This window comes from Lentzea flava (assembly GCF_014648475.1).
Classification (GTDB): Bacteria; Actinomycetota; Actinomycetes; order Mycobacteriales; family Pseudonocardiaceae; genus Lentzea; species Lentzea flava.
In genome coordinates this window covers 17,525-39,689 of record NZ_BMRE01000066.1, presented here as the reverse complement: position 1 = coordinate 39,689, position 22,165 = coordinate 17,525, and the positions used below count along the sequence as shown (strand labels likewise).

Sequence of the window (22,165 nt, the reverse complement as noted above, 5' to 3'; positions counted from 1 at the left end):
GCGGCGCTGGTGGGTCTTTGATCAGATTGGCGGGGTCTGGGGCGGAGCCCCAGAAAGCACCAGGAACAGGCGCAGGCAACGCAACCACCGACGAACACAAAAAGGCCCCCGCGCCGAAGCGCGGAGGCCTTCAAGGTCCAGCCGGACTCACATACCGCCGGACAGCTTCTCCCGAAGCGCGGCAAGCTGCTCGTCCGAGGCGAGCGTGCCACCGGACTGAGCCGGCGCGCCCACGGACGTGGTGCCGGAAGCGTCGCCACCGGAGGTGTAGTTGCCCGCACCCTCGGCGGAAGCCTCTTCCTCGGCCTCGGCGGCCTTGCGGATCTGCTTCATGTGGGCCTCGTAACGAGTGTGGGCCTCAGCGTACTGACGCTCCCACTCCTCACGCTGCTTGTCGAAGCCGTCCTGCCACTCCTGGGTCTCCGGGTCGAAGCCCTCGGGGTAGATGTAGTTGCCCTGGTCGTCGTACTCGGCGGCCATGCCGTACTGGGTCGGGTCGAACTCGGTGTCGACCGTGAAGCCCTCGTTGGCCTGCTTGAGCGACAGCGAGATGCGGCGACGGTCGAGGTCGATGTCGATGACCTTGACCATGACGTCGTCGCCGACCTGGACGACCTGCTCCGGGATCTCCACGTGGCGCTCGGCCAGCTCGGAGATGTGGACCAGGCCCTCGATGCCCTCGTCCACGCGGACGAACGCACCGAACGGAACCAGCTTGGTGACCTTGCCCGGCACGATCTGGCCGATCGCGTGGGTGCGGGCGAACTGGCGCCACGGGTCTTCCTGGGTCGCCTTCAGCGACAGGGAGACGCGCTCGCGCTCCATGTCGACGTCCAGGACCTCGACCGTGACCTCCTGGCCGACCTCGACGACCTCGGACGGGTGGTCGATGTGCTTCCAGGACAGCTCCGAGACGTGGACGAGACCGTCGACGCCACCCAGGTCCACGAAGGCACCGAAGTTGACGATCGAGGACACGACGCCCTTGCGGACCTGGCCCTTCTGCAGCTGGTTGAGGAACTCGCTGCGGACCTCGGACTGGGTCTGCTCCAGCCACGCGCGGCGGGACAGGACCACGTTGTTGCGGTTCTTGTCCAGCTCGATGATCTTCGCCTCGAGCTCGCGGCCGACGTACGGCTGCAGGTCGCGGACGCGACGCATCTCGACGAGCGAGGCGGGGAGGAAGCCGCGGAGGCCGATGTCGAGGATGAGACCACCCTTGACGACCTCGATGACGGTGCCGCGGACCGGCTCGTCCTTCTCCTTGAGGGCCTCGATGGTGCCCCAGGCGCGCTCGTACTGGGCGCGCTTCTTGGAGAGGATCAGGCGGCCTTCCTTGTCCTCCTTCTGGAGAACAAGAGCCTCGACCTCGTCACCGACGGAGACAACCTCGGCGGGATCGACGTCGTGCTTGATCGACAGTTCACGCGAGGGGATGACGCCCTCGGTCTTGTAGCCGATGTCGAGCAGGACCTCGTCCCGGTCGACCTTGACGATGGTGCCCTCAACGATGTCGCCGTCGTTGAAGTACTTGATCGTCTTGTCGATAGCAGCGAGGAAGTCCTCCTCCGTCCCGATGTCGTTGATCGCGACCTGCTTGGGCGCAGCGGCAACGGGGGCGGTGGTGGTGTCGGTGGACATTAGGTAGGTGGCTCCGGTACGGATTGGCATTAAGGTTTGGTAGTGGTGCGCGCGCAGCGTCGCAGCGACCTGGAATCCCGACCGTTCTGGATCATGGGCAGCACTAACCCACTACGCGGGCGTTATCGTACGCGGCCGCGAGAGGTGTGAGCAAACCAGCCCCCATGTGAAGGAGCAGTGTGTCCAACCAGCACGCGAGCGCGGAGCAGGCGCTCGGCACGGCCGGCATCGTCAAGCGCGGAGCGGACGCCGCCGAGTCACGCGCGGCGAACCGCATCTGGTGGGACGCGGACGCGGACGACTACCACGACACGCACGGCGACTTCCTGGGTGCGGCGGACTTCGTCTGGTGCCCGGAGGGACTGCGCGAGGAAGAGACCCGCTTCCTCGGTGAAATCGCTGGTCAGCGCATCCTGGAGGTGGGCTGCGGCAGCGCCCCGTGCGCCCGCTGGCTCAAGGCCAACGGCGCCGAGGTCACCGCGCTCGACATCTCGGAGGGCATGCTCCGGCACGCGCGCGAGAACAACGACAGGACCGGCATCCAGATCCCGCTCGTCCAGGCCAGCGCCGATCAGCTGCCGTTCGCGGACGACTCCTTCGACGCCGCCTGCTCGGCGTTCGGCGCGGTGCCGTTCGTGGCGGACGTCCGGGAGGTCTTCAGCGAGGTGGCCCGCGTCCTCAGGCCGGGCTCGCCCTGGGTGTTCGCGGTCAACCACCCGATGAGGTGGATCTTCCCGGACGACCCCGGCCCGCTCGGCCTCACCGTCACCCAGTCGTACTTCGACCGCACTCCTTATGTGGAGGTGGACGAGGAGGGCCGCGCCACGTACGTCGAGCACCACCGCACGCTCGGCGACTACGTCCGCGCGCTCACGGCCACCGGTTTCGTCCTCGAAGACCTCGTCGAGCCGGAGTGGCCGAAGGGGCACACCCGCGTCTGGGGCCAGTGGAGCCCGCTGCGGGGCAAGCTCTTCCCCGGCACCGCGATCTTCCGGACGCGCCTCACGTCGTAATCTCAACGCTCATGACCTCGGCGCGCGGACTAGTGGCGGCCCAGTCAGCCCGTTTCGCCTCACTGGACCCGTTGCTCCCGCCTGCCGCCGAGCCACCGGCGGACGGCGACGTCATCACGGCGGCGCTGGCGGACGGCACGCGGGTCGCCGGGGTCATCAGCCATCAGACGTTCGAGCCGCACTCCACCACCCGCCTGTGGTCGGCGGCGGAGGTGTGGGAGCTGCTGCCGCTCGTCGGCACGACGCAGGGCATGGACGCGCTGCTCACGCGGTGGCGCAGGCACCTCGACGCGCAGGAGATCGGCGAGGACACCGCGTGCGTCGTGCACTGGCCGAGCCGCGACGCGCAGGCGGCGCGCGCGTTCCTCGACCACGGTCTGGTGCCGCTGTCGGTCCTCAGCGTGCGGTTGAGGACTCCCCAGGCCCGTGTCCCGCGCACGCTCACGATCCGCCGTGCCACCCCGCACGACCTCGACACCGTGCTGGAGCTGTCGCTCGCCGAGCTCGAGTACTCGTCGTTCGTCGGCTCCACGATCGTGCGCCCGGAGGCACGGGCCCTCAAACGGCGTGCTCTCGCCGAACGCCTCACCAACGCGAGCCCGATCTGGCTGGCCGAGCGGGACGGCATCGCGGTCGCACTCGCCGAGTGCGCGATCGTGTCGTCCGAACCGGGCACGAGCGCGGCCATGAGGCTGCCGCGCGGCCGCTGGGGCTATGTGAACTGCGTCTCCGTGCTGCCCGGCGCCCGCGGCACCGGCATCGGCCAGCAGCTCGTCGCGTACGCCCACCAGGAACTTCACCGGATGGGCGCGGTCGGCACGTACCTCTACTACAACCCGCCGAACCCGTTGAGCAGCGTCTTCTGGCCACGTCAGGGCTACCGGCCGCTGTGGACCGTGTGGGAAGTACGCCCCGCCTCCGCCCTTAGGTGACCTATGTCCGGGTTGCCAGGCGACCACAACTGCGCCAGAATTTGTACTGACCGGTCAGTTTAAACGGAAGGTAAAGACGTGGAGATCCACGCAAGTCGCGCAGGCGTCAACGGGGGACATGGTCCTCTGCTCCGGCCGACTTCGCTGACCGTGAAGCCCGGCGAGCTGACGCTGGTCGCGGGCGAGCCCGGCGCCGGTCACACCGCGCTCGGCCTGCTGCTCTCCGGCCGCATCAAGCCCTCCACCGGCACGGTGTCGCCGGACGCCAAGGCGCTGCGCAAGCAGGTCGTGCTGGTCGACGCCCCCGAGGTGAACGAGCCGGAGGACGCGCTGACCCTGGCCGCCGTCGTCGGCGAGGAGCTCGCGATGAACGGCATGCCGTCCGGCAAGAAGGCGGTGCACGACTGGTTGGTCGAGCACGCCGCCGACGAGCACGCCAAGAAGCGCTTCGAGCACGTGCCGGCGCACACGCGCTGCGCCGTGATGCTCGACCTGGCCGCCGCACGCCCCGGCGTCACGGCACTCGTCCTCGACTGCCCCGACCGCTACCACCCCGACCCGCGCGAGTGGTTCGCCCTGGCGAACGACTACGTGACCCCCGAGAGGTCCGTCGTCGTCCTGTGCTCGAACACCTCCGCCCACATCCTCGACATCCCGCACGCGCGCCTTGGTGAGGACAACGACACCAAGATGGAGATCACCGCATGAGCGCCCTTCGCATGGCCTTCAACGAACTTCGCCGGATCACCTCCGGCAAGCTCCCCAAGCTCGCCGTTCTGGCACTGGCGCTCGTGCCTCTGCTGTACGCGTCGCTGTACCTGTACGCCAACAAGGACCCGTACGCGAACCTCAACCACGTCCCGGCCGCGCTGGTGGTGAAGGACAAGGGCGCCAAGGACCTCAACGCAGGCAAGGAGGTCGCGGACGAGCTGCTCAACGGCAAGAAGTTCAACTGGCACGTCGTCGACAACCCCGCCGACGCCGACGACGGCGTGCGCAAGGGCACCTACATCTTCGCCCTGACGCTGCCGGAGGACTTCTCCGAGGCGCTCACGTCCGCTGAGCAGAACAAGCCGCGCCAGGGTGTGCTGACGCTGACGACCAACGACGCCAACAACTACCTGGGCAGCACGATCGCGAACCAGGTCGTCGCCGAGGTGCGCCGCGCCGTGACGGCGAAGGTCTCCACCGAGGCCGCCGACAAGCTGCTGCTCGGCTTCTCCACGATCCGCCAGGAGACCACCAAGGCAGCCGACGGCGCGACGAAGCTCGCGGACGGCGCCGGACAGCTGCGCACCGGCGTGAACGAGCTCGACAAGGGCCAGCACCAGCTGCTCGACGGCGCCACGCAGGCTGCGAGCGGTGCCACGCAGCTCCGCGACGGCCTGCACCAGTTGCGTTCGCAGACCGCGCCACTGCCCGACAGCACCCGCCAGCTCGCGAACGGCGCGCGCCAGGTGGCCGACGGCAACGAGACCGCCGCCCGGCAGGCCGAGGAGTACGCGAAGAAGGCCCAGGCGCTCGTCGGCGTGCTCGACCAGGCCAACGGCGACATCGCGGCCCGCTTGCGCACCCTGGGTTTCACCGAGGACCAGGTGCAGCGGGTGCTGTCCACGATCGGTCAGGTCCGCAAGCCGGTCGACGACGCCAACGGCAAGGTCCAGGGCGCCGCCGGTGACCTCCGCAAGCTCGCGAACGGCGCGGACCAGGTGGCCGACGGCGCCGAGCTGCTCGCGTCGAAGATGCCCGCCCTCGTCGACGGCGTCGGGAAGCTCGACGACGGCGCCACGAAGCTCGCGGACGGCACCGCACAGCTGCGCGACGGCGAGCAGAAGGCCGTGGACGGCACCACGAAGCTCAAGGACGGCGCGAACCAGCTCGCCGACGGCTCCGCCCAGCTGCGCGACGGCCTCACCGGTGGCGTGAACAAGATCCCGGACGCGGACGACCCGACGCGCGCGGCCATCGCGCAGGCGATCGGCGATCCGGTGGCGGTGAAGGGCCTGTCCCAGACGAAGGCCGCCACCTACGGCGCCGGTCTGGCCCCGTTCTTCCTGGGCCTAGCGACGTGGATCGGCGCGTTCGTGCTCTTCCTGCTGCTGCGCCCGCTGTCACGCCGTGCGCTGGCCGCTGGTCAGTCCGCGCTGCGGGTGGCGTTGGGCGGCTGGCTGCCGGGTGCGTTGCTCGGCATCGTGCAGGTGCTCGTGATGTTCTCGGTCGTGCGGTTCGTGGTGGACATCGAGCCGTCGAACCCCTGGGGCACGTTCGGGTTCCTCGTGCTGATGTCACTGACGTTCGTGGCGATCCTGCACGCGCTGAACGCCGCGTTCGGTGCCGTCGGCAAGTTCCTCGGACTGATCCTGCTGATCCTGCAGCTGGTCAGCGCGGGCGGCACGTTCCCGTGGCAGACGATCCCGGTGCCGCTGTACCCGCTGCACTACGGCCTGCCGATGGGCTACGCGGTCGACGGCCTGCGCCACCTGATGTACGGCGGCGACCTCGGCAGCGTGGGTCACGACGCGCTGATCCTTCTCGCCTGGCTGGTCGGAGCCCTAGCCTTGTCGTCCGTGGCGGCCTACAAGCAGCGGGTGTGGACACCTTCGAAGTTGAAGCCGGAGCTCGTGCTGTGAGCGCGCGCACGACAGCGACCAAGCAGAAGCTCTTCGACGCGGCGTTGAAGCTGGTCGGCGAGCGGGGTGCCGCCTCGGTGACGGTCGACGAGATCGCCGCGGAGGCGGGGGTCGCCAAGGGCACGATCTACTACAACTTCGCCTCGAAGGACGCCCTGGTCGAAGCCCTGCTGCGGCACGGGGTCGAGATCCTGGCCGGCCGGTTGCGGTCCGCGGAGGAGGCCGACGACTCGTTGGAGGCGCTGGTCGACGAGATGCTCGGTTTCTGGGCCGAGTACCCCGCGTTCGGCCAGCTGCTGGTCTCGGAGCTGTGGCGCACGCCGGGCCAGTGGCACGGCACTCTCTCGTTGCTGCGCGACGACATCGTGTCGATCGTGCGCGGGCACATGAAGCGCTTGTCCGACGCGGGCCGCCTCCCGGAAGGGGTGGAGGTCGGCACCGCGTCGGCGGCGTTGTTCGGCACCCTGCTCGTGATCGCGCTGGACTGGCAGGTGTTCCAGCCCGAGCGGTCACGGGCTCAGGTGCGCGACTCGGTCATGCTGCTGGTGCGGGGGATGCGGTCGGCTCGCTGAGCAGCATGCCGGTCACCTTCCCGATCATCAGCCCGGCGAGCACCGCGGCGGCGACGCCCAGCGCCGCGGAGATCGTGGTCCAGAGCGGGGCTTCCGCGTCGGGGAGCACGGAAGTCGCGGCCGACGCCACGAAGCAGAGCCACCACGCCGTCACCAGACGGCTCTTGGGCCGCTTCTCCAGCTCGACAGCGGGCCTGCTCCTGTCCGAGCCGCGCCAGATGTCCTGCATCACCATCTGCGGGATGAACAGGTTCCCGAACGGGATCAGCCATCCGCCGAACACCCACACGGCCGGGAACCGGTGCCCGCCGCCGGACGTGATCAGCTCGGAGCGGGCCCGCGCCTGACTCATCCACACCACGAACGTGAGTCCGGCGGCCACGTGCACGACCAGCGAGATCTGCACGACCGTCGCGATCACCGCGACGTCGTCGGTCGCCCACCGCACGGCCGCGCTCTGCATCTCGGCCGCCGCCGCGAGTCCGATCAGGACGACGGCGGCCACACCCGTCCAGCGCACGTCACGCTCCTGCCGTGAGCGGCTGCTCGGCGGCCTGGCGGTCGTTGACCTGCCGGATCATCCGACCGCAGAGCATCGCGGCGACCACGCCCAGCCCCGCGGAGAGGGTGCCCCACGTGACGACGTCCGGCCCTGGCACCGAGGCCAGGACGTTCGAGGCCATGAAGCAGATCCACCACGCGGTGATGAGCTGGCTCTGCGGCCGCTGCCGCAACGCGACCTGGGGCCGTGCCCGGTCGGATCCGCGCCAGATGTCCTGCATCACCGCGTACGGGATGTACAGGTTGGCGAACGGCAGGATCCAGCCGACGAACACCCACATGTTCGTGAAGCGGTGCTGGTGCTTCGACGTGATGACGTCCGAGTTGAGCCTCGTCTGGCTCATCCACACCACGAAGGCGATCCCGGCCGTCACGTGCACGGCCAGCGAGAACCACCAGGCGAACGTCGCCGGGTCGCCCTCCACCGCGGCCCAGAGCTGGACCGCGATGACGGCCTCGCTCGCCGCCGCCACCCAGATCAGGACGGTCGCGGCGGTCCCGGCTCCGCGCGCCGGTCTGACAGCCTCGTAACCCACAGTTCCCCCAGAGAAATGTCACGTCACCCCGACGTCGGCGCGGAGCGTACTTCCTCACCGCCCGATCGGGCGATGTGTTTGGTCGTGCGGGGCGAAATGGCCGCCGGTACGAACAAAGGCATGTCGAAACCGCTACGCATCCTCGCCACGCTCCTCGCCTGCCTCGCGCTCACGACATCCCCGGCACTCGCCGCCGCGCCCGCGAAGGCCAGCGCCGACTTCGAGGAGAAGCTGTTCTCCCCCGTCGACGGCGTCCTCGACTTCGAGGAGACAGCCGACGGCATCAAGGTCAGCGGCTCCTTCAAGAAGGGCTTCGCCTCCGACAAACCCGCCGACTACCAGTTGCTGGTCCTCGACGGTGCCGAGACGGTCGTGGACTTCACCAAGGACTTCCAGAAGGTCGCGGAGATCGCTCCGCCGGAGGTCGACGCGTTCGAGTTCACCACCACGACCAAGAAGAAGATCAACGACATCCGCAACGAGGACGTGGTGGTCCGCCAGCTGGTGGACGTGGCCGCGGGCATCAAGGTGCAGGCCGAGATCGGCCGCACCAAGGTCGAGAAGGTCTAGCGCGTCAGCGGGCGTCTTCGTGGTGCAGCGAGGGCGCCCGCCCTTCCAACGCCCGTTCGACGGCATCCAGCACCGCACGGGTCGTGCGCTGCGCGGCGTCGTGGGCGAAGTGGCCGAGCAGCACCTGCTGGGTCGGGTGAGCCAGCACCGGATCCGGCACCGGCTGATGCGTGTGCACCTCCACCACCGGCGCGTCGTCGGCCAGAAGACGCTCCACGGCTCGCAACACGCCCTCTCGGTAGCTGTCGTGCACCCACGCGACCAGCAGGTTCACCGGTCGTCCCGCGAGTTCGTACTCGACCTCGGACGCGAGCTCCGCCGGCCGCTCCCAGTCGGCGCGCACCCAGGTCGGCCGATGTCCGCGGGAGATCGTCGCGCGTGCCGCCCTACCGGGTCCCTCGTCGGCCATCAGGGGCCGGGTCCGCGACGGCAGCACGACGTGCCACCCGCGTTCCACGAGCCGCGCCGCACATCCGGCCAGCATCCCCGTCCCGCCGAGCACCAGCGCCGTTCTCACCGTGCACGCTCCCGTCCGACCGAGGCCAGCGGCCCTGCCAGCCACCGCTCCACCTGCCCCTGCCCGCACAACCGCACGACCACGACCTCGTCGACCAGGGCGAGCACCCTGGCCCGGTTGCGCCGGTAGGTCTTCCAGCCCCACCGCAGTATGTGCTCGGAGTCCGTGAACGCCGACCACAGCGACGGTTCCTGGTTACCGTTCCACAGTTCCACCCGGCACGCGCGACGTCGGACCGTGCGGCCGACCAGCCGTCCCATCACCATCGCGAACGGGTGATCGAGCCACACCACCATGTCCGCGCGGTCGAGCAGCACCCGCCGCACTTCCTTGTACTGGAACTCGGTGACCCACGTGTCGTCGTCAGCGAACGCCGCCACCTCGGCGGCGAACTCCGGGCGCGGCGTCCACTGTGGACCCCAGTAGAGGCTGTCGAGCTCGACCCGGCGCAGGTCGCGCTGTTCGGCGATGCGCCGGCAGAGCGTCGACTTGCCGGAGCCGGCGTTTCCCGCGACGAGGATGCGCCGGGGCACATGCGGCAGCGGATCAGCTGGTCCGAGCAACGGCATCAGGCCAGGCTAACGAAAACCGGATGATCGAAAAACGGCCGCAGGGCCCCCGGAACACCGGAGGCCCTGCGGAGTGAAGCGATGTCAGAGAGCGGAGACGTTCGTCGCCTGCGGGCCCTTCTGGCCCTGCGTGACGTCGAACGAGACGCGCTGGTTCTCCTCGAGGCTGCGGTAGCCGCCGCCGTTGAGGGCCGAGTAGTGGACGAAGACGTCAGCGCCGCCGTCCTCGGGGGCGATGAAGCCGAAGCCCTTTTCGGCGTTGAACCACTTGACGGTGCCGTTTGCCATGTACTGCTGCTCCTTCAATGCTGAAGAGCGAACCGCACTGTGCGGCCGCCCCGTGGTTGGTCGAGAGCCGACCCGCCCCAACCGCTAAGAAGGAGAAGCGCTCGCAACTGAAGTTTTGGCGAGCGTGAAATGACACGAACACAAAACTGCAACCGAGACCAGTATAGCGGAACTACCGCCGTTTGCGCTGAGGCACCGCGAACCGCTGCTGCATCGTCGAGATTCGCCAGATCACGAAGCACCCGAGCCCGGCCGCGGCGACCGCGCACACCGTGGACAGCGTCGAAAACACCAGGTAGACGGGTGTGTCGAGGAGCAACGACTCCAGCACGTCGCCCAGCACCATCGCGAGGAACGCGTACTGCCACGGCTTGATCAACGGGCTGGCCACGCGCTGGTCGAACGGCACGTCGCGCTGCTCGGGGTCGCTCGCCTTCCACACCTGCGACACCATCCGCACGCCGTGCAGAGCGATCGCCTCGGCGTTGTGGGTGGCGTTGCGGAACCAGAGGACGAACGCCACGGCCGCGGGCAGGATCAGCACGATGGCGAGGAAGCTCCACGAGGACGAGCCGCCCTGCCAGTCGTTGACCGTGCCCCAGACGGACTCGGCCGCGACCAGCGCGATCAGCCCCTGGCTGACGTACCCGGTCAGCCGGACATCCCTCAAGTCGATGTAGGTGTCCACGCACAACTCCCCGGACGGCTGACGGACCCGGCGGGAGACTACCGCCCGAAACCGCAGCCCAGCTCGGTGAAAGTCGCGATCTTCTCCGCCGCGCGCACGACGACCTCGTCGATGCCGTCGAGCACCGCCCTGTCCCCGACGCGGCGAGCCGGCACCAGCGGCACCTCCGCCTTGCCGCACGCCTCGACGACCGCCGTGAACGCCCGCGCGGCGGCCAGCGGCGCGACGAGGGGTTCGCCGGACTGCCGGTGCCGGATCAGGTTCTCCAGCAGGTCCACGGTGGGAGGCACGGCCATCTTGTGGTCGTTGACCGTCAGCCTGTCGTCGTCGTACCACCACACGGCCTGCCCCAGCGAGCCGTGGACGAGCACCACCGGTGGCAACGATGTCGACGCGCACAGCGTCGCCGCGACCACGACCGGTGGCGCGCCATCAGCCGTGACGCGCACGCACGAGGTGTCGTCGGCGGTGATCGTGTCGCGGCACCGGAACAGTTCCAGCTCCACGGCTATGTCCGTGCGTTCCTCGACGTCGGCCAGGAGGAGGACGTTCTGCAGCGCGTGCGCGAACGGGTTCACCAGCGTTCCGTCCTCGCCGTGCCGCCCGGCCCACGCGGCCCGCTCGTAGTAGGAGTCGGTCCGCACCCAACGCCCGGCGGCGCCGATGCCCGCGATGTCCCCGAGGGCTCCCGAGCCGATCAACGAGCAGAGCCGCCGGTACGAGCCCGTCCCCTGGGACTGGAACCCGACCTGGCACACCAGCCCGCGCGCGGCGGCGGCCGAGGAGATCTCGTCGAAGTCCGCCACCGACAGCAGCGCCGGCTTCTCCACCAGCACGTCACAGCCCAGCGCGAACGCCGACAGCACCAGGTCGCGGTGGGTCGACGGCGGTGACGAGATCACCACGATCTCGGGGTGCAGCTCGGCGGCCAGCGACGGCAGATCGGGGTAGGACGGCACCGGCACGTCGACCTCCGCGACGTCCACCACGCCCACGAAGGTCGCGACCCCGTCGTGGCCGAGCCGGAGCAGGTTCTCCACGTGCCGTGCCCCGTGCCCACGTGCGCCGACCAGCGCAACACGCATCGTCCTCACCCTTCTCGGGTGGACTCCGCAGCCAGCGCCAGGGGTCCGGCGATCACCAGCGCCAGCGGAGGCAGGGCCCACACCAGCACACCGGCGACCACCAACGCGGCCATCAGCATGGGCCGAGGTGCCCGCAGTTTCAATGCGCCGCGCCAACCGAGACGTGCTTGATCAAGCAGAAGTGCCCCGAATGCCGCCGAAGCGAGCAGAACCGCGCCACGTACGGGCAACGGCGCCGGCAACACCGTGACCACGAGGACCACGTCCACCACCAGCACCGCCCACAGCACGCCGAACACCACGCCGGGCACCCACCTGACCCGCAGCGACGACCAGAACCGCCCCACCGGAAGTCCGCCCCGCAGGACGGCACATCCCGCCCCGAAGGCCGCGTGCGCCGTCACGAGCGGGAGCGAGACCACGAAGACGAACAACCCGACCAGCAGGGCGTCGGCGAGCGTCTCCACCCGTTCGCGGGTCATCCCTTCAGCCCCGTCGTCGCGACCCCGGCGACCAGGAACCGCTGGAACGCCAGGAAGAACAGCCCGATCGGCACCAGCGACAGCACCGACATCGCGAACATCGGCCCGTACGAGGACGACGACGTCTGGTCGATGAACAGCCGCAACCCCATCGGGATCGTGTAGTTCTCCGTCGACGACAGGTAGATCAGCTGCGAGAAGAAGTCGTTCCACGTCCAGATGAACGTGAAGATCGCCGTCGTCACCATCGCCGGGCGGGACAGCGGCAGCACGACGTACCGGTAGGTGCGGATCGGCCCGCAGCCGTCGATCCTCGCCGCCTCGTCCAGCTCGTGCGGAATCCCGCGCATGAACTGGACCATGAGGAACACGAAGAACGCGTCGGTCGCGAGCAGCTTCGGCAGGATCAGCGGCACGAACGTGTCGATCATCTCCAGCCGCTGGAACACCACGTACTGCGGGATGAGCGTGACGTGCGCGGGCAGCATGATCGTGACCAGGGCGAACGCGAACAACGGGCCGCTCAGCCGGAACCGCAGTCGTGCGAACGCGTACGCCGCCAGAGAGCACGACACGACGTTGCCGATCACCGCACCGGACGCGACGATCGTGGAGTTGCCGAGGAACGTCCAGAACGACTCGCCGCCCGCACCCTCCAGCGCGCCCGCGTACCCGTCGGCCGTGATCCTGCCGGGGAACAACGACCGCAGGTTCGCGACGAGGTCCTCGACCGGGGTCAGCGACGCCGAGATCAACCACACGATCGGGTACAACACCAGGCCCAGCGCGGCCAGGCACAGCACGAAGACCACGGCCCGCTTCATCGTTCGTCCCCGTAGAAGACCCAGTACCTCGACGTGCGGAACAGCACCGCGGTGATCAACGCGATCGCGACCAGCAGCACCCACGCCATGGCCGACGCGTAGCCCATGCGGAACTCCGTGAAGCCGCGCTCGTACAGGTAGAGCGTGTAGAACAACGTCGAGTCCGCGGGCCCGCCGCGGCCTCCGCTCACCACGAACGCCTGCGTGAACGCCTGGAACGCGTGGATCGTCTCCAGCACGAGGTTGAAGAACAGCACCGGCGACAGCATCGGCAGCGTGATCGACCAAAGCCGCCGCCACCAGCCGGCGCCGTCGACCGCCGCCGCGTCGAAGAGATCGCGCGGGATCTGCTGCAGCCCCGCCAGGAAGATGACCATCGGCGCCCCGAACTGCCACGCGGACAGCAGCACGATGGTGACCAGCGCGTGGTCCGGCGTGTCGACCCAGGTGTCGAAGATCGCCCGCCACGCCAGCGCCAGCCCGACCGAGGCACCGAGCAGCGACGGCGCGTAGAAGGCCGAGCGGAAGAACGCCTGTCCCTTGCCGCGCAACGCGTTCAACAGCAAGGCGACGGCAAGTGCGAGCAGCAGTTTCGACGGCACGGACCACGCGACGTACCGCAGCGTCACGCCGACCGAGTGCAGGTAACGCGGATCGTCGCCGAACAGCTTGGCGTAGTTGTCGAGGCCGACCCACTGCGGTTCGTTGAACAGGTCGTAGTCGGTGAACGACAGGTACAGCGACACGACCATAGGTGCGACGGTGAGACCGATGGCGCCGAGCAACCACGGTCCCAGAAACAGATACGGCACTACTTCAGCGCTTCTTCCGCATCACGCCAGAACTCGTCCAGCGCCTGATCGATCGTCTTCTTGCCGAAGACGATCTCCTCGTGCTTGCGCTGCATCAGCTTGTAGATCGTGCCGTCCCCCTTGGGCGGTGCGGCAGGCGCGTCACCGAGCTTGGCGTCGACCGACTTCTGGTACTCGAAGATGACCTTGTTGGCACCGCTGAGGTTCTGCGCCACGGCCTCGCGGATCTTCAGGTTCGCGGGCAGCCCGCGGTTCGCGCCGAGGATCTTGCCCGCGTCCGGGTCGTTGAGCAGGAAGTCGATCAGCTTGACCGCCGCCTCCTTGTGCTTGGTGCGGGCGGAGGCGCTGATCAGCTGCGACGGCTTGCGGTACGAGCCGAGGACCTCCTTGCTGTCGCTGGGATACGGGCCGAGCTTGAGCTCGTCGGGGCGGACCGTGTTGTAGCCGCCGTAGAGGCTGTCGTAGCTGTGCTCGGACGCCGAGAGCTTCTTGCCCAGCGGGGTCTGCTCGGCGCCGGCGTTCAGCGTGGTCACCAGTTCCGCGGGGGTGGTGGCCTTCGCGTCGCGGAAGTCCTTCGACAGCTGCCAGAACGCCTTCAGGTCGTCCTTGGTGTACCCGAGCTTGCCCTCGTCGGTGTAGAGGGCCTTGCCGCGCTGCCGCAGCCAGGTCTCGAAGACGTCCTCGGTGCCGCCGAAGTCCGTGGAGCCCGCGACCTTGCCGCCCGTGCTCGCCTGGATCTTCGCCGCGGCTTCCCGGTAGTCGGCCCAGGTCCAGCCGATCTCAGGAGCCTTGACCCCGGCCGCGGAGAACAGCTTTGGGTCGTAGACGATGGTGGTGGAGTTCTGCGCCAACGGCATCGCGACCTGCTTGCCCCTGAGCTTGCCGCTGCCGATGAACCCCTGGTCCCAGTCGGTCGTGCGGATCTCCTTGCCCACGTGAGGAGTGAGATCGAGCAGCACGTTGCGGCCCGCGTACTCGTTGAGGTAGCGGTAGTCCATCTGGATCACGTCCGGGGCGTTGCCGCCGGCGATCTCGGTGGAGAGCTTCTCGAAGTAGTTCTGGAAGTTCTGGAACGACGTCGAGACCTTGATGTTCGCGTTGCGGCTCTCGAACAGCCGCACCGCCTCGTTGGTCACCTTGGCGCGGTCGTCGTTGCCCCACCAGATGAACCGGATCTCGGTCTGGCCGCCCGTCGCCGCCCCGCCGCCACAACCGGACGCGAGGAGCGCCGCGCCCAGCACCAAGCCCACAACACCGTGCGCTTTCACAGGTTTCCTCTCATCGGAGATCGATGACGTCGACGACGCGGACCGGTTCCCCGGTCTCGAAGCTGCGGTTGGCGGCGAAACCGGTCAGCAGCGACAGCGTGCCGTCGTAGTGCGTTGCCTTGCGTCCCAACGGGTCTTCCTGTCCGGGAGGGCCGTACAGCGCGTCGACCATGCGCTGGTCGGCACCGCCGTGACCGTCCCGGTCGTACTCCAGCGGGATCTCCTCCCGCTCCTCGAACAGCCGTTGCACGGAGAGCTTCGCCCATCCCTCCTCCGGGTTGGCGTTCACGCCGTGCACGGCCGGGTTCTGGCTCGACACCCAGGAGTTCTCGACGACCTCCAGTTCGAGACGGCCCTTGCTGCCGTTGACCATCAGCCGGTAGCCCTCCCACGGCGAGTAGGCCGTAAGGTGGTAGGTCAGGTTCGCACCACTGGCGTAGCGGACGATCACCGACATGTCGTCCTCAATGGACACACCGGGGTCGAACGGGTTCTGGTCGCGTCGGTAACCGTCCTCGTGCTGGGCGTCGAGGTAGAGCTTCTTGAGCCAGTCGTTCTGCTCCAGGTTCAAGGTGAACCTGTCGTCGTGCGAGTAACCGTGGCGCTTGCCGTTCTCGTCGCCGTAGAAGAACAACCGGCCGTGCGCGTAGACGGTCTCGGGAACACTGCCGACCCACCAGTTGAGCAGGTCGAAGTGATGCGTCGCCTTGTGCACCATGAGTCCGCCGGAGTTGGCCTTGTCGCGGTGCCAGCGGCGGAAGTAGTCGGCGCCGTGCCGGGTGTCGAGCAGCCACTCGAAGTGCACCGACCCGATCTCACCGACAGCACCGTCCGCGAGCAGCTCGCGGACCTTCTCGTGGATCGGGTTGTAGCGGTAGTTGAACGTGACGGTGACGTCGCCGTCGTTGCGGTGCACGGCATCGAGGATCTTGCGCGCCGACGGGACGTCCGTCGTCATCGGCTTCTCCGTCACGACGTCGCGGCCGGCGTCCAGCGCCTCCACGACGTAGGTGACGTGGTGCCGGTCGACCGTCGTCACGACGACCACGTCGACCCGCTGCTCCTCCAGCATCCGGAGGAAGTCGGCGGCGTCGTACGTCGGGACCGGCTCGACCCCCAGTTCAGCGAGCCGGTCGTTGTGGACGTTCATCCGGGTGCGGTTCACGTCGGCGAACGCCACGAGCTCACAGGTGTCCGCGTGCTCGACCGCGATGGCGTGCACGTGCCGCTCGGCCCGTGCTCCGGTGCCGACCACGGCGTAGCGCCTGCGGACCATGCAAACCTCCCCGGTAAACGGTTTCCACACGCTAGCCGCACCGGCCCTGACCTCGTCAAGAGTCGGCGTAAACGTTTTCGGCTGTTTCATGCACGTGAACCCGGATGATGGAGTCATGCCGACCCCAGTGGTGCTCGACTGCGACCCCGGCCACGACGACGCGATCGCGATCCTGCTCGCGGCCGGAGCACCCGAGATCGACCTGCGTGCGATCACGACCGTCGCCGGCAACCAGACGCTGGACAAGGTCACGCTGAACGCCCGGCGGATCTGCTCGGCCGCCGGAATTTCGGTGCCGATCGCGCGCGGCTGCGCACGGCCGCTGGTACGCCCGCTGTACGTGGCGGAGGACATCCACGGCGAGTCCGGAATGGACGGTCCGGCGTTCGGCTCGGTTTCCGTTGGAGTGGTTGAGGAACACGCGATCGACGTGATGCACGCGAACATGCCGGCGACGCTGGTGGCGACCGGTGCGTTGACGAACGTGGCCGCTTATCTGACCCGTTACGGCACCTCCGCGGTGCGCGAGATCGTGCTGATGGGCGGCTCGACCGAGCGCGGCAACACCACGCCGTACGCGGAGTTCAACATCTACGTCGACCCGGAAGCCGCCGCGGTCGTGTTCGGCAGCGGTGTACCGGTCACGATGATCGGGTTGAACGTGACGCACCAGGCGTTGGTCACGCCCCGGGTTGTGGCGCGGTTGAACGGTTTGGGGCCGTTGGGGCGGATCTGCGGTGACCTGATGACGTTCTTCGCCGCGACCTACCGCGAGGTGTTCGGGTTCGAGGCGCCGCCGTTGCACGACCCGGTGGCGGTGGCGCGGGTGGTCGATCCGACGCTGGTGACGTGCGTCGAGGCGTTCGTCGGCATCGAGACCACGGGGACGCTCACACGCGGCGCGACGGTGGTCGACCTGCACGGACGGCTCGGGATGGAGCCGAACGCGCGGGTGGCCGTGGGGCTCGACGTGGACCGGTTCTTCGACCTGGTGATCGACGCGGTGGGACGGCTCACGTAACGGCTTTGACGGGTTCACGATGATATGTCCGAGTGACTTCATCCTGGGGGGATCCATGACCGAGCCTGTTCAGCCTGCGCAGCCGCAGTTCGAGGCGTACACGCCTGCTTTCCAGCCGCCGCAGCCCGAGGCGGTGGCCCCGGCTCCGGTGGCGCCGAAGCCGAAGAAGACCGGAGTCGTGGTGCTGGCGATCGTCGCCGTGCTGCTGCTCGGCGCAGCAGGCGCGTTCGGCGCGCTCTACTTCGTGGAGAAGGGCCACTCGACCGACCTGTCCAAGCAGGTCGAGGGCAAGGACCGCGAGATCGCGGACCTCACGAAGAAGGCGAAGAGCGCGGAGGACACGGCGACCACCGCCACCGACGAGCGACGCAAGGCCGAGAACGAGATGAACTCGATGAAGGCATGCCGCGACGCCGCGCGCGCGGTGACCTCGGCGGGTATCTCCGCGGACGAGGAGAAGATCACGCAGGCGATCCTGGGCATGATGACGAAGTGCTGAGCTGAGAACGCCAAGGGCCGCGACTCGGGTTCGAGTCGCGGCCCTTTCGTCGTCCTCAGGTCAGCTGATCGCGCGGTCGCTGAGCAGCGCCCACTGGCTCCAGCCCGCCTTCTCCTTGTAGAACCGGCGGACCAGCTTGCCGTCGTCGGTGCGGGCGAAGACCTCGATCGTCTTGGTCTGCGCGTGGTACATCGCGTTCGCCTCGGACACCTTGGTGTTGCCGAGCTTGGCCCACGCGGTGAAGCCGTTGGCGGTGGCGCGGGAGTGCTCGACGATGCCGCCCTCACCGAGCTGCACGACGTCGATCGAGCCGGTGGTCGTGTTGAACACCGCCGACGGTGCGCCGGTGCCCTTGCCGCCCAGCGACTTCCAGACGCCGGCCGCGTACTGCTCGACGCTGCCGGACGCGGTGCGCACGAAGACCTGGTCGACCGCGACGCTCGGGTCGCTCACGACCTTCGTGTCGCCCTGGTCCTGCCACTTCTCGCCGTCCCACTTCACGAGCTTGTCGTCGGCGGAACGGGCGTAGACGTCCTTGTCGGCCACGGCCGGGTTGCCCTGGAGCTTGCGGTCGCCCAGCGGGGCCCACTTGTCCGTGAAGCGCAGCAGCACGCCGTCCGCGCCGCGCGCGAGGACCTCGACGGCCTTGCTCTTGTCGTTCCACTGCAGCACCGGGTCGCCCGCCACGGCCGTGTCGCCGAGCGCGACCCACTTGCCGTCGACGCGGCGGTAGATCTTGTCGTCGGTGCCGCGCGCGAACACCTCGACGATCTTGGTCTGCGGGTTCATCAGCGCGACCGGGTCGCCGGCGAAGAGCTCGGGCCCGAGCTGCTGCCAGCCGTTCCAGCGGCTCGTCTTGTGGAAGTTCGTGATGATCGTGCCGTCCGCGGCGCGCGCGTAGATCTCCAGCTGCTGCTGCCCGGTGTTGGAGATCTGCGGGCCGGCGTTGACGACCGGCTTGTCCGTCACCGGCGTGTCGCCGGCGGTCGTGGAGCCACCGCCGGACTCGACCAGGCCGTTGTAGCGCAGCGGCACGTACTGGCGCGCGGTGCTGGCGCTCCAGACCCGCTGGACCGGCCTGCTGCCGTCCGGGCCGGCCTGCTCGCGCACGATCGGGCGGGTCTTGGCCGCGTCCGCCCAGCCGACGAACAGCGCGACGTGGTTCTCGCGGTCGTTCAGCGCGTCGCCGGGACGGAGGTCCTCCCAGTCGATGCGGTGCGCGACCTGCTCGAGGATGTGGGTCGTGTAGGAGATGCGCAGGCCCCAGGCCATCGACACGTAGCCGGAGCAGTCGGTCCGGTAGGCGCCGTACTTGTTGCCGAAGCAGTCGCTCTGGCTGTAGGGCACGCGGGCGCTGATCCACGTGCGCGAGCGCGCCAGGATCTCGCTCCGGGTGATCTTGGAGTTCGCCGCGTACGTCCCGCAGCTCACCCCGCCCTCGGCAGCGGCGACCGCGACGTCAGGCATGGCCAGCGTCGAGCCGAACGTGATGGCCGCCGCGGCGACCGCCAACATCCCCCACGATCTCATGCCGGTCACCGTAGCAAGGCGATGTGAAGTTTTGGTCCAGTCGAACGGCCCTAGTTGGACCTCTGCGCCCGGTCGGGTGACGATCTTGAACGGGCGAGCTGGCCGGTCAGAGCGCTTCGAGCCGGTCAACCGTGAAGGGCCACCCGAACCCGCGGGCAGCGAACTCCGCCCGTGCGGCCGCCGCGACCTCGCCCGCGCGGGCGAGATCACCTTCCTGAGCGACCAGGGCCGCCGTCACCGGTTGCACAGCGAGCCAGGTGAGGTCCTGCTCGTCGCTCACCGACGCGGCCAGCGCGAGCTCCGCGCGTGCCTCGGCGAGATCACCCCGGCGCAGCAGCGCCCAGGCGAGGTCGACGCGCAGCAACCCGGTGTCCGCGCCTGCCTCGGCGTCGTCCAGCACGGTGCGCAGCCGGTCGACGGCCTCGTCCAGCCGGTCGTCGAGCAGCGCGGCCCGTGCCCTGATCATGCCCACGTGCGTGGCGCCGATGGCGTCGCCGAGCCGGTCGGACAGGGCCTCGGCCTCGTCGGCGCGGGCCAGCGCGGCTGCGGTGTCGCCGCCGCTCAGCAGCGTCATGCTCTCGTTGACCAGGCCACGGGCCAGACCGTGCTCATCACCGAGAGAACGGTCGATGGCATTGGCGGCCAGGTGGTTGCGCAGCGAGGCGTCCAGGTCGCCCGCGTACATCTGCGCGATGGCCAGCACACAGCCCAACGCCGAGACGTAGGTGACGTGCTCGATGCGTTCGGCGACGGCGTACCCGCGTTCGGCCCAGGAGATGGCCTGGGCCGGGCGGCCGCGCTGGATCTCGGTGATCGCCCGGTAGTAGAGGACGCGGATCGTCAGCTGGTCGTCGCCCTCGGCCAGCGGTGCCGCGCGGTCGAGCAACGACGAAGCGAGCGACAGGCGTCCGATCTGGGTGCAGAAGAAGCCGTAGTTGCACAGCGCGAGGGCGCGGACGTCGTCGGGGACCGGTGCGTCGATCAACGCCTCGTAGACGCGAGCGGCCTGCACGACCAGACCGCGGACCATCCAGGCGTCCTGCATGGCGACGGCCAGCCGCAGACCGGCCCCCGCGCGCGGCGTCCCGGCGGCGGACTCCATCGCCGACAGCAGGTTGGGCCACTCCGCGGACAGCTCGCCCATCACGGTCGCGGCGTCCCCGCGGACGTCGCGCGCCGCCACGAACCCGGAGCACCAGCCGAGGTGCCGGGCGCGCACGGCCTCGTCCTCCTCCTCGCGCAGCTTGTCGAGGGCGTAGTGGCGGACGGTCTCGAGCATCCGGAACCGCGGCCCCTCCGACACCGCGATCAGGTTGCGGTCGGCGAGCTCGGTCAGCGTGGCGGCGACGTCGGCGACCTCCACGCCGTCGAACGCCAGCACCTCTTCGGCCGCTTCGAGCGTCCACCCGCCCAGGAAGACTCCTGCGCGCCGCAGCACCGCCTGCTGCACGTCGTCCAGCAGCTCGTGGCTCCAGTCCAGGGCGGCACGCAGACTGCTGTGCCGCTGACGGCTCCCCCGCAGCCCACCGACGAGCAGCCGCAGCCGGTCGTCGAGCCGGCCGGCGAGCTGCTGGACCGACAACGTCCTGGTGAGACCGGCGGCCAGCTCGACGCCCAGCGGCAGGTGGTCGACGGCGGCGCAGATGGAGTCGACGTCGGCCGACGGTTCGGCACCGCTGCGGTCGCAGAAGAGCAGCGAGGCGGCGACCGGCGGCAACGGGCCGACGTGCCGGACCTCCTCCCCCTCGGCGAGCAGCGGCCGTTGCGAGGTGGCGAGCACCGACAGCTTTCCCGTGGCGGACAACAGGTCGGAGACCACGGACGACGCGGCGGAGAGCACGTGCTCGGCGTTGTCCACGACGAGCAGCGCGCCCTCCAGCTCGGCCAGGTAGTCCTCACCGGCCTCCGCGATCAACGCGGGCAGGATCTCGTCCTCTGCCCGCACGGCCGTGAGGTCCAGCCACACCACCGGACGTTCGACGACGCGTGCGACCTCCAGCGCCAGCCGCGTCTTGCCACTGCCCGCCACGCCGGTCAGCGTCACGAGCCGCGTCACCGACAACCGCTCGGCGATGGCGGCCCTGTCCGCGTCTCGGCCCAGGAACGTCGTCCCGGCCTCGGGCAACCGCCGCCGCGGAGCACCGCCCAGGGCCTCCTGACGCAGGATCTTGAGCTCCATCGACAGCGTCTCTGGCGCCGGGTCGACCCCGAGCTCGTCGGACAGCCGAGTCCGCAACCGCGACAGCACGGCCAGCGCGTCGGCCTGCCGCCCGCCCCGGTACAGGGCGAGCGCCAGCATGCAGCTCAGCCGCTCGTGCAACGGGTGCTCGCCGACCAGTTCCTCCAGTTCGGCCCGCAGCTCGATGCCCGCCCCGGCTTCCTGTTGCACGGCGAGATGGGCCACCCGCAGATCAACCCGCAACGCGTCGAGGCGCTCCCCTTCGGCGAAACCGAACGGCACCGCGCGCAGGTCGGCCAGCGAGTCGCCGCGCCACAACGCGAGCGCCGCGACGATCGCCTCCCGGCTGCCGTCGGACAGGGCCTGCTCGGCGGCCACCACGTCGGACGGCGAGGCGTCGAGGACGTAGCCCGCACCGGTCCGCGACAACGCCGCGGCGGCCTCACCGAGGTTCGCCCGCAGCCGTGACGCCAGCACCCGCAAACGTTCGCGCGGCCGGGCCAGGTCGACGTCGCCCCACAGGTCGCGGGCGAGGCGTTCGTCGGAAACGGCGACACCGCGCGCCAGCGCCAGCCGGGCGGCCAAGGCGCGTTCCAGCGGCCGGTCCAGCGTGATCGTGACGTCGGAAAAGCGCACGTCAACAGGCCCGAGAAGGTGTACCGAAAGGGTGGG

Annotated in this window: 23 protein-coding genes; 8 read left to right on the top strand and 15 right to left on the bottom strand. The window is 69.1% G+C overall.

Features of this window, described 5'->3' with window-relative positions; translation table 11 throughout:
• Positions 1-147 precede the first annotated feature (147 nt).
• Complete coding sequence (gene rpsA / locus IEZ09_RS40640) at positions 148-1,641, bottom strand: 30S ribosomal protein S1 (protein ID WP_189259180.1); 1,494 nt, start codon at positions 1,639-1,641, stop codon at positions 148-150.
• Positions 1,642-1,820: 179 nt separating this feature from the next.
• Here rpsA and IEZ09_RS40635 point away from each other — a divergent pair, with 179 nt between their 5' ends.
• The 5 genes from IEZ09_RS40635 (at position 1,821) to IEZ09_RS40615 (ending at position 6,788) form a co-directional block, all read left to right on the top strand.
• Entirely contained in the window at positions 1,821-2,654 is an 834-nt protein-coding gene (locus IEZ09_RS40635) for a class I SAM-dependent methyltransferase (RefSeq protein WP_189259179.1), read from the top strand.
• Positions 2,655-2,665: 11 nt separating this feature from the next.
• Positions 2,666-3,586 carry a GNAT family N-acetyltransferase gene (locus IEZ09_RS40630; RefSeq protein WP_189259178.1) on the top strand — a complete coding sequence of 307 codons (921 nt, stop codon included), beginning with the start codon at positions 2,666-2,668 and terminating at the stop codon, positions 3,584-3,586.
• 78 nt (positions 3,587-3,664) lie between these two features.
• Complete coding sequence (locus IEZ09_RS40625) at positions 3,665-4,294, top strand: ATP-binding cassette domain-containing protein (RefSeq protein ID WP_189259177.1); 630 nt, start codon at positions 3,665-3,667, stop codon at positions 4,292-4,294.
• Positions 4,291-6,216: a YhgE/Pip family protein gene (locus IEZ09_RS40620; protein ID WP_189259176.1), complete on the top strand. Its 1,926-nt coding sequence runs from the start codon at positions 4,291-4,293 to the stop codon at positions 6,214-6,216. Before IEZ09_RS40625 ends, IEZ09_RS40620 begins: the two co-directional genes overlap by 4 nt.
• Positions 6,213-6,788, top strand: a complete 576-nt coding sequence (locus IEZ09_RS40615; RefSeq protein WP_189259175.1) for a TetR/AcrR family transcriptional regulator — start codon at positions 6,213-6,215, stop codon at positions 6,786-6,788. The genes IEZ09_RS40620 and IEZ09_RS40615 overlap by 4 nt, the downstream gene beginning before the upstream one ends.
• Here the strand turns inward: IEZ09_RS40615 and IEZ09_RS40610 are convergent.
• Both IEZ09_RS40610 and IEZ09_RS40605 read right to left on the bottom strand, forming a co-directional pair.
• Positions 6,751-7,308 (bottom strand): DUF4328 domain-containing protein, encoded by a 558-nt coding sequence (locus IEZ09_RS40610; RefSeq protein WP_189259174.1) that lies wholly within the window; start codon positions 7,306-7,308, stop codon positions 6,751-6,753. The two genes, IEZ09_RS40615 and IEZ09_RS40610, sit on opposite strands and share 38 nt — an antisense overlap.
• Position 7,309: 1 nt before the next feature.
• Entirely contained in the window at positions 7,310-7,885 is a 576-nt protein-coding gene (locus IEZ09_RS40605; RefSeq protein ID WP_189259173.1) for a DUF4328 domain-containing protein, read from the bottom strand.
• 120 nt (positions 7,886-8,005) lie between these two features.
• Here IEZ09_RS40605 and IEZ09_RS40600 point away from each other — a divergent pair, with 120 nt between their 5' ends.
• Positions 8,006-8,455, top strand: coding sequence for a hypothetical protein (locus IEZ09_RS40600; RefSeq protein ID WP_189259172.1), 450 nt, complete (start codon positions 8,006-8,008; stop codon positions 8,453-8,455).
• A gap of 4 nt (positions 8,456-8,459) precedes the next feature.
• Here the strand turns inward: IEZ09_RS40600 and IEZ09_RS40595 are convergent, their stop codons facing one another.
• The 10 genes from IEZ09_RS40595 to IEZ09_RS40550 all read right to left on the bottom strand — a co-directional run bounded on the left by IEZ09_RS40595 (position 8,460) and on the right by IEZ09_RS40550 (position 16,264).
• Positions 8,460-8,972 (bottom strand): Rossmann-fold NAD(P)-binding domain-containing protein, encoded by a 513-nt coding sequence (locus IEZ09_RS40595; RefSeq protein WP_229813390.1) that lies wholly within the window; start codon positions 8,970-8,972, stop codon positions 8,460-8,462.
• On the bottom strand, positions 8,969-9,541 hold the full coding sequence (locus IEZ09_RS40590) for a P-loop NTPase family protein (RefSeq protein WP_189259171.1): 573 nt from the start codon (positions 9,539-9,541) through the stop codon (positions 8,969-8,971). Before IEZ09_RS40590 ends, IEZ09_RS40595 begins: the two co-directional genes overlap by 4 nt.
• An 84-nt stretch (positions 9,542-9,625) precedes the next feature.
• Positions 9,626-9,829 (bottom strand): cold-shock protein, encoded by a 204-nt coding sequence (locus IEZ09_RS40585; protein WP_189259170.1) that lies wholly within the window; start codon positions 9,827-9,829, stop codon positions 9,626-9,628.
• Between the two features lie 172 nt (positions 9,830-10,001).
• Positions 10,002-10,517, bottom strand: coding sequence for a hypothetical protein (locus IEZ09_RS40580; protein WP_189259169.1), 516 nt, complete (start codon positions 10,515-10,517; stop codon positions 10,002-10,004).
• Positions 10,518-10,555: 38 nt separating this feature from the next.
• Positions 10,556-11,602, bottom strand: coding sequence for a Gfo/Idh/MocA family protein (locus tag IEZ09_RS40575; RefSeq protein WP_189259168.1), 1,047 nt, complete (start codon positions 11,600-11,602; stop codon positions 10,556-10,558).
• A 5-nt stretch (positions 11,603-11,607) separates the two neighbouring features.
• Entirely contained in the window at positions 11,608-12,084 is a 477-nt protein-coding gene (locus IEZ09_RS40570) for a hypothetical protein (RefSeq protein WP_189259167.1), read from the bottom strand.
• On the bottom strand, positions 12,081-12,908 hold the full coding sequence (locus IEZ09_RS40565; RefSeq protein ID WP_189259166.1) for a carbohydrate ABC transporter permease: 828 nt from the start codon (positions 12,906-12,908) through the stop codon (positions 12,081-12,083). The genes IEZ09_RS40570 and IEZ09_RS40565 overlap by 4 nt, the downstream gene beginning before the upstream one ends.
• A complete protein-coding gene (locus tag IEZ09_RS40560; RefSeq protein WP_370467792.1) occupies positions 12,905-13,720 on the bottom strand; it encodes a carbohydrate ABC transporter permease in 816 nt (271 codons plus the stop codon). The genes IEZ09_RS40565 and IEZ09_RS40560 overlap by 4 nt, the downstream gene beginning before the upstream one ends.
• Complete coding sequence (locus IEZ09_RS40555) at positions 13,720-14,970, bottom strand: ABC transporter substrate-binding protein (protein WP_189259165.1); 1,251 nt, start codon at positions 14,968-14,970, stop codon at positions 13,720-13,722. Before IEZ09_RS40555 ends, IEZ09_RS40560 begins: the two co-directional genes overlap by 1 nt.
• Before the next feature lie 28 nt (positions 14,971-14,998).
• Positions 14,999-16,264, bottom strand: coding sequence for a Gfo/Idh/MocA family oxidoreductase (locus IEZ09_RS40550; protein ID WP_189259164.1), 1,266 nt, complete (start codon positions 16,262-16,264; stop codon positions 14,999-15,001).
• Between the two features lie 115 nt (positions 16,265-16,379).
• Here IEZ09_RS40550 and IEZ09_RS40545 point away from each other — a divergent pair, with 115 nt between their 5' ends.
• Both IEZ09_RS40545 and IEZ09_RS40540 read left to right on the top strand, forming a co-directional pair.
• On the top strand, positions 16,380-17,285 hold the full coding sequence (locus tag IEZ09_RS40545) for a nucleoside hydrolase (protein WP_189259163.1): 906 nt from the start codon (positions 16,380-16,382) through the stop codon (positions 17,283-17,285).
• A gap of 55 nt (positions 17,286-17,340) precedes the next feature.
• Positions 17,341-17,784 (top strand): hypothetical protein, encoded by a 444-nt coding sequence (locus IEZ09_RS40540; protein WP_189259162.1) that lies wholly within the window; start codon positions 17,341-17,343, stop codon positions 17,782-17,784.
• Positions 17,785-17,844: 60 nt separating this feature from the next.
• Here IEZ09_RS40540 and IEZ09_RS40535 read toward each other — a convergent pair whose 3' ends face one another.
• Both IEZ09_RS40535 and IEZ09_RS40530 read right to left on the bottom strand, forming a co-directional pair.
• A complete protein-coding gene (locus IEZ09_RS40535) occupies positions 17,845-19,314 on the bottom strand; it encodes a DUF8189 domain-containing protein (RefSeq protein WP_189259161.1) in 1,470 nt (489 codons plus the stop codon).
• A 106-nt stretch (positions 19,315-19,420) separates the two neighbouring features.
• On the bottom strand, positions 19,421-22,129 hold the full coding sequence (locus IEZ09_RS40530) for an ATP-binding protein (RefSeq protein WP_189259160.1): 2,709 nt from the start codon (positions 22,127-22,129) through the stop codon (positions 19,421-19,423).
• Between the last annotated feature and the right edge of the window lie 36 nt (positions 22,130-22,165).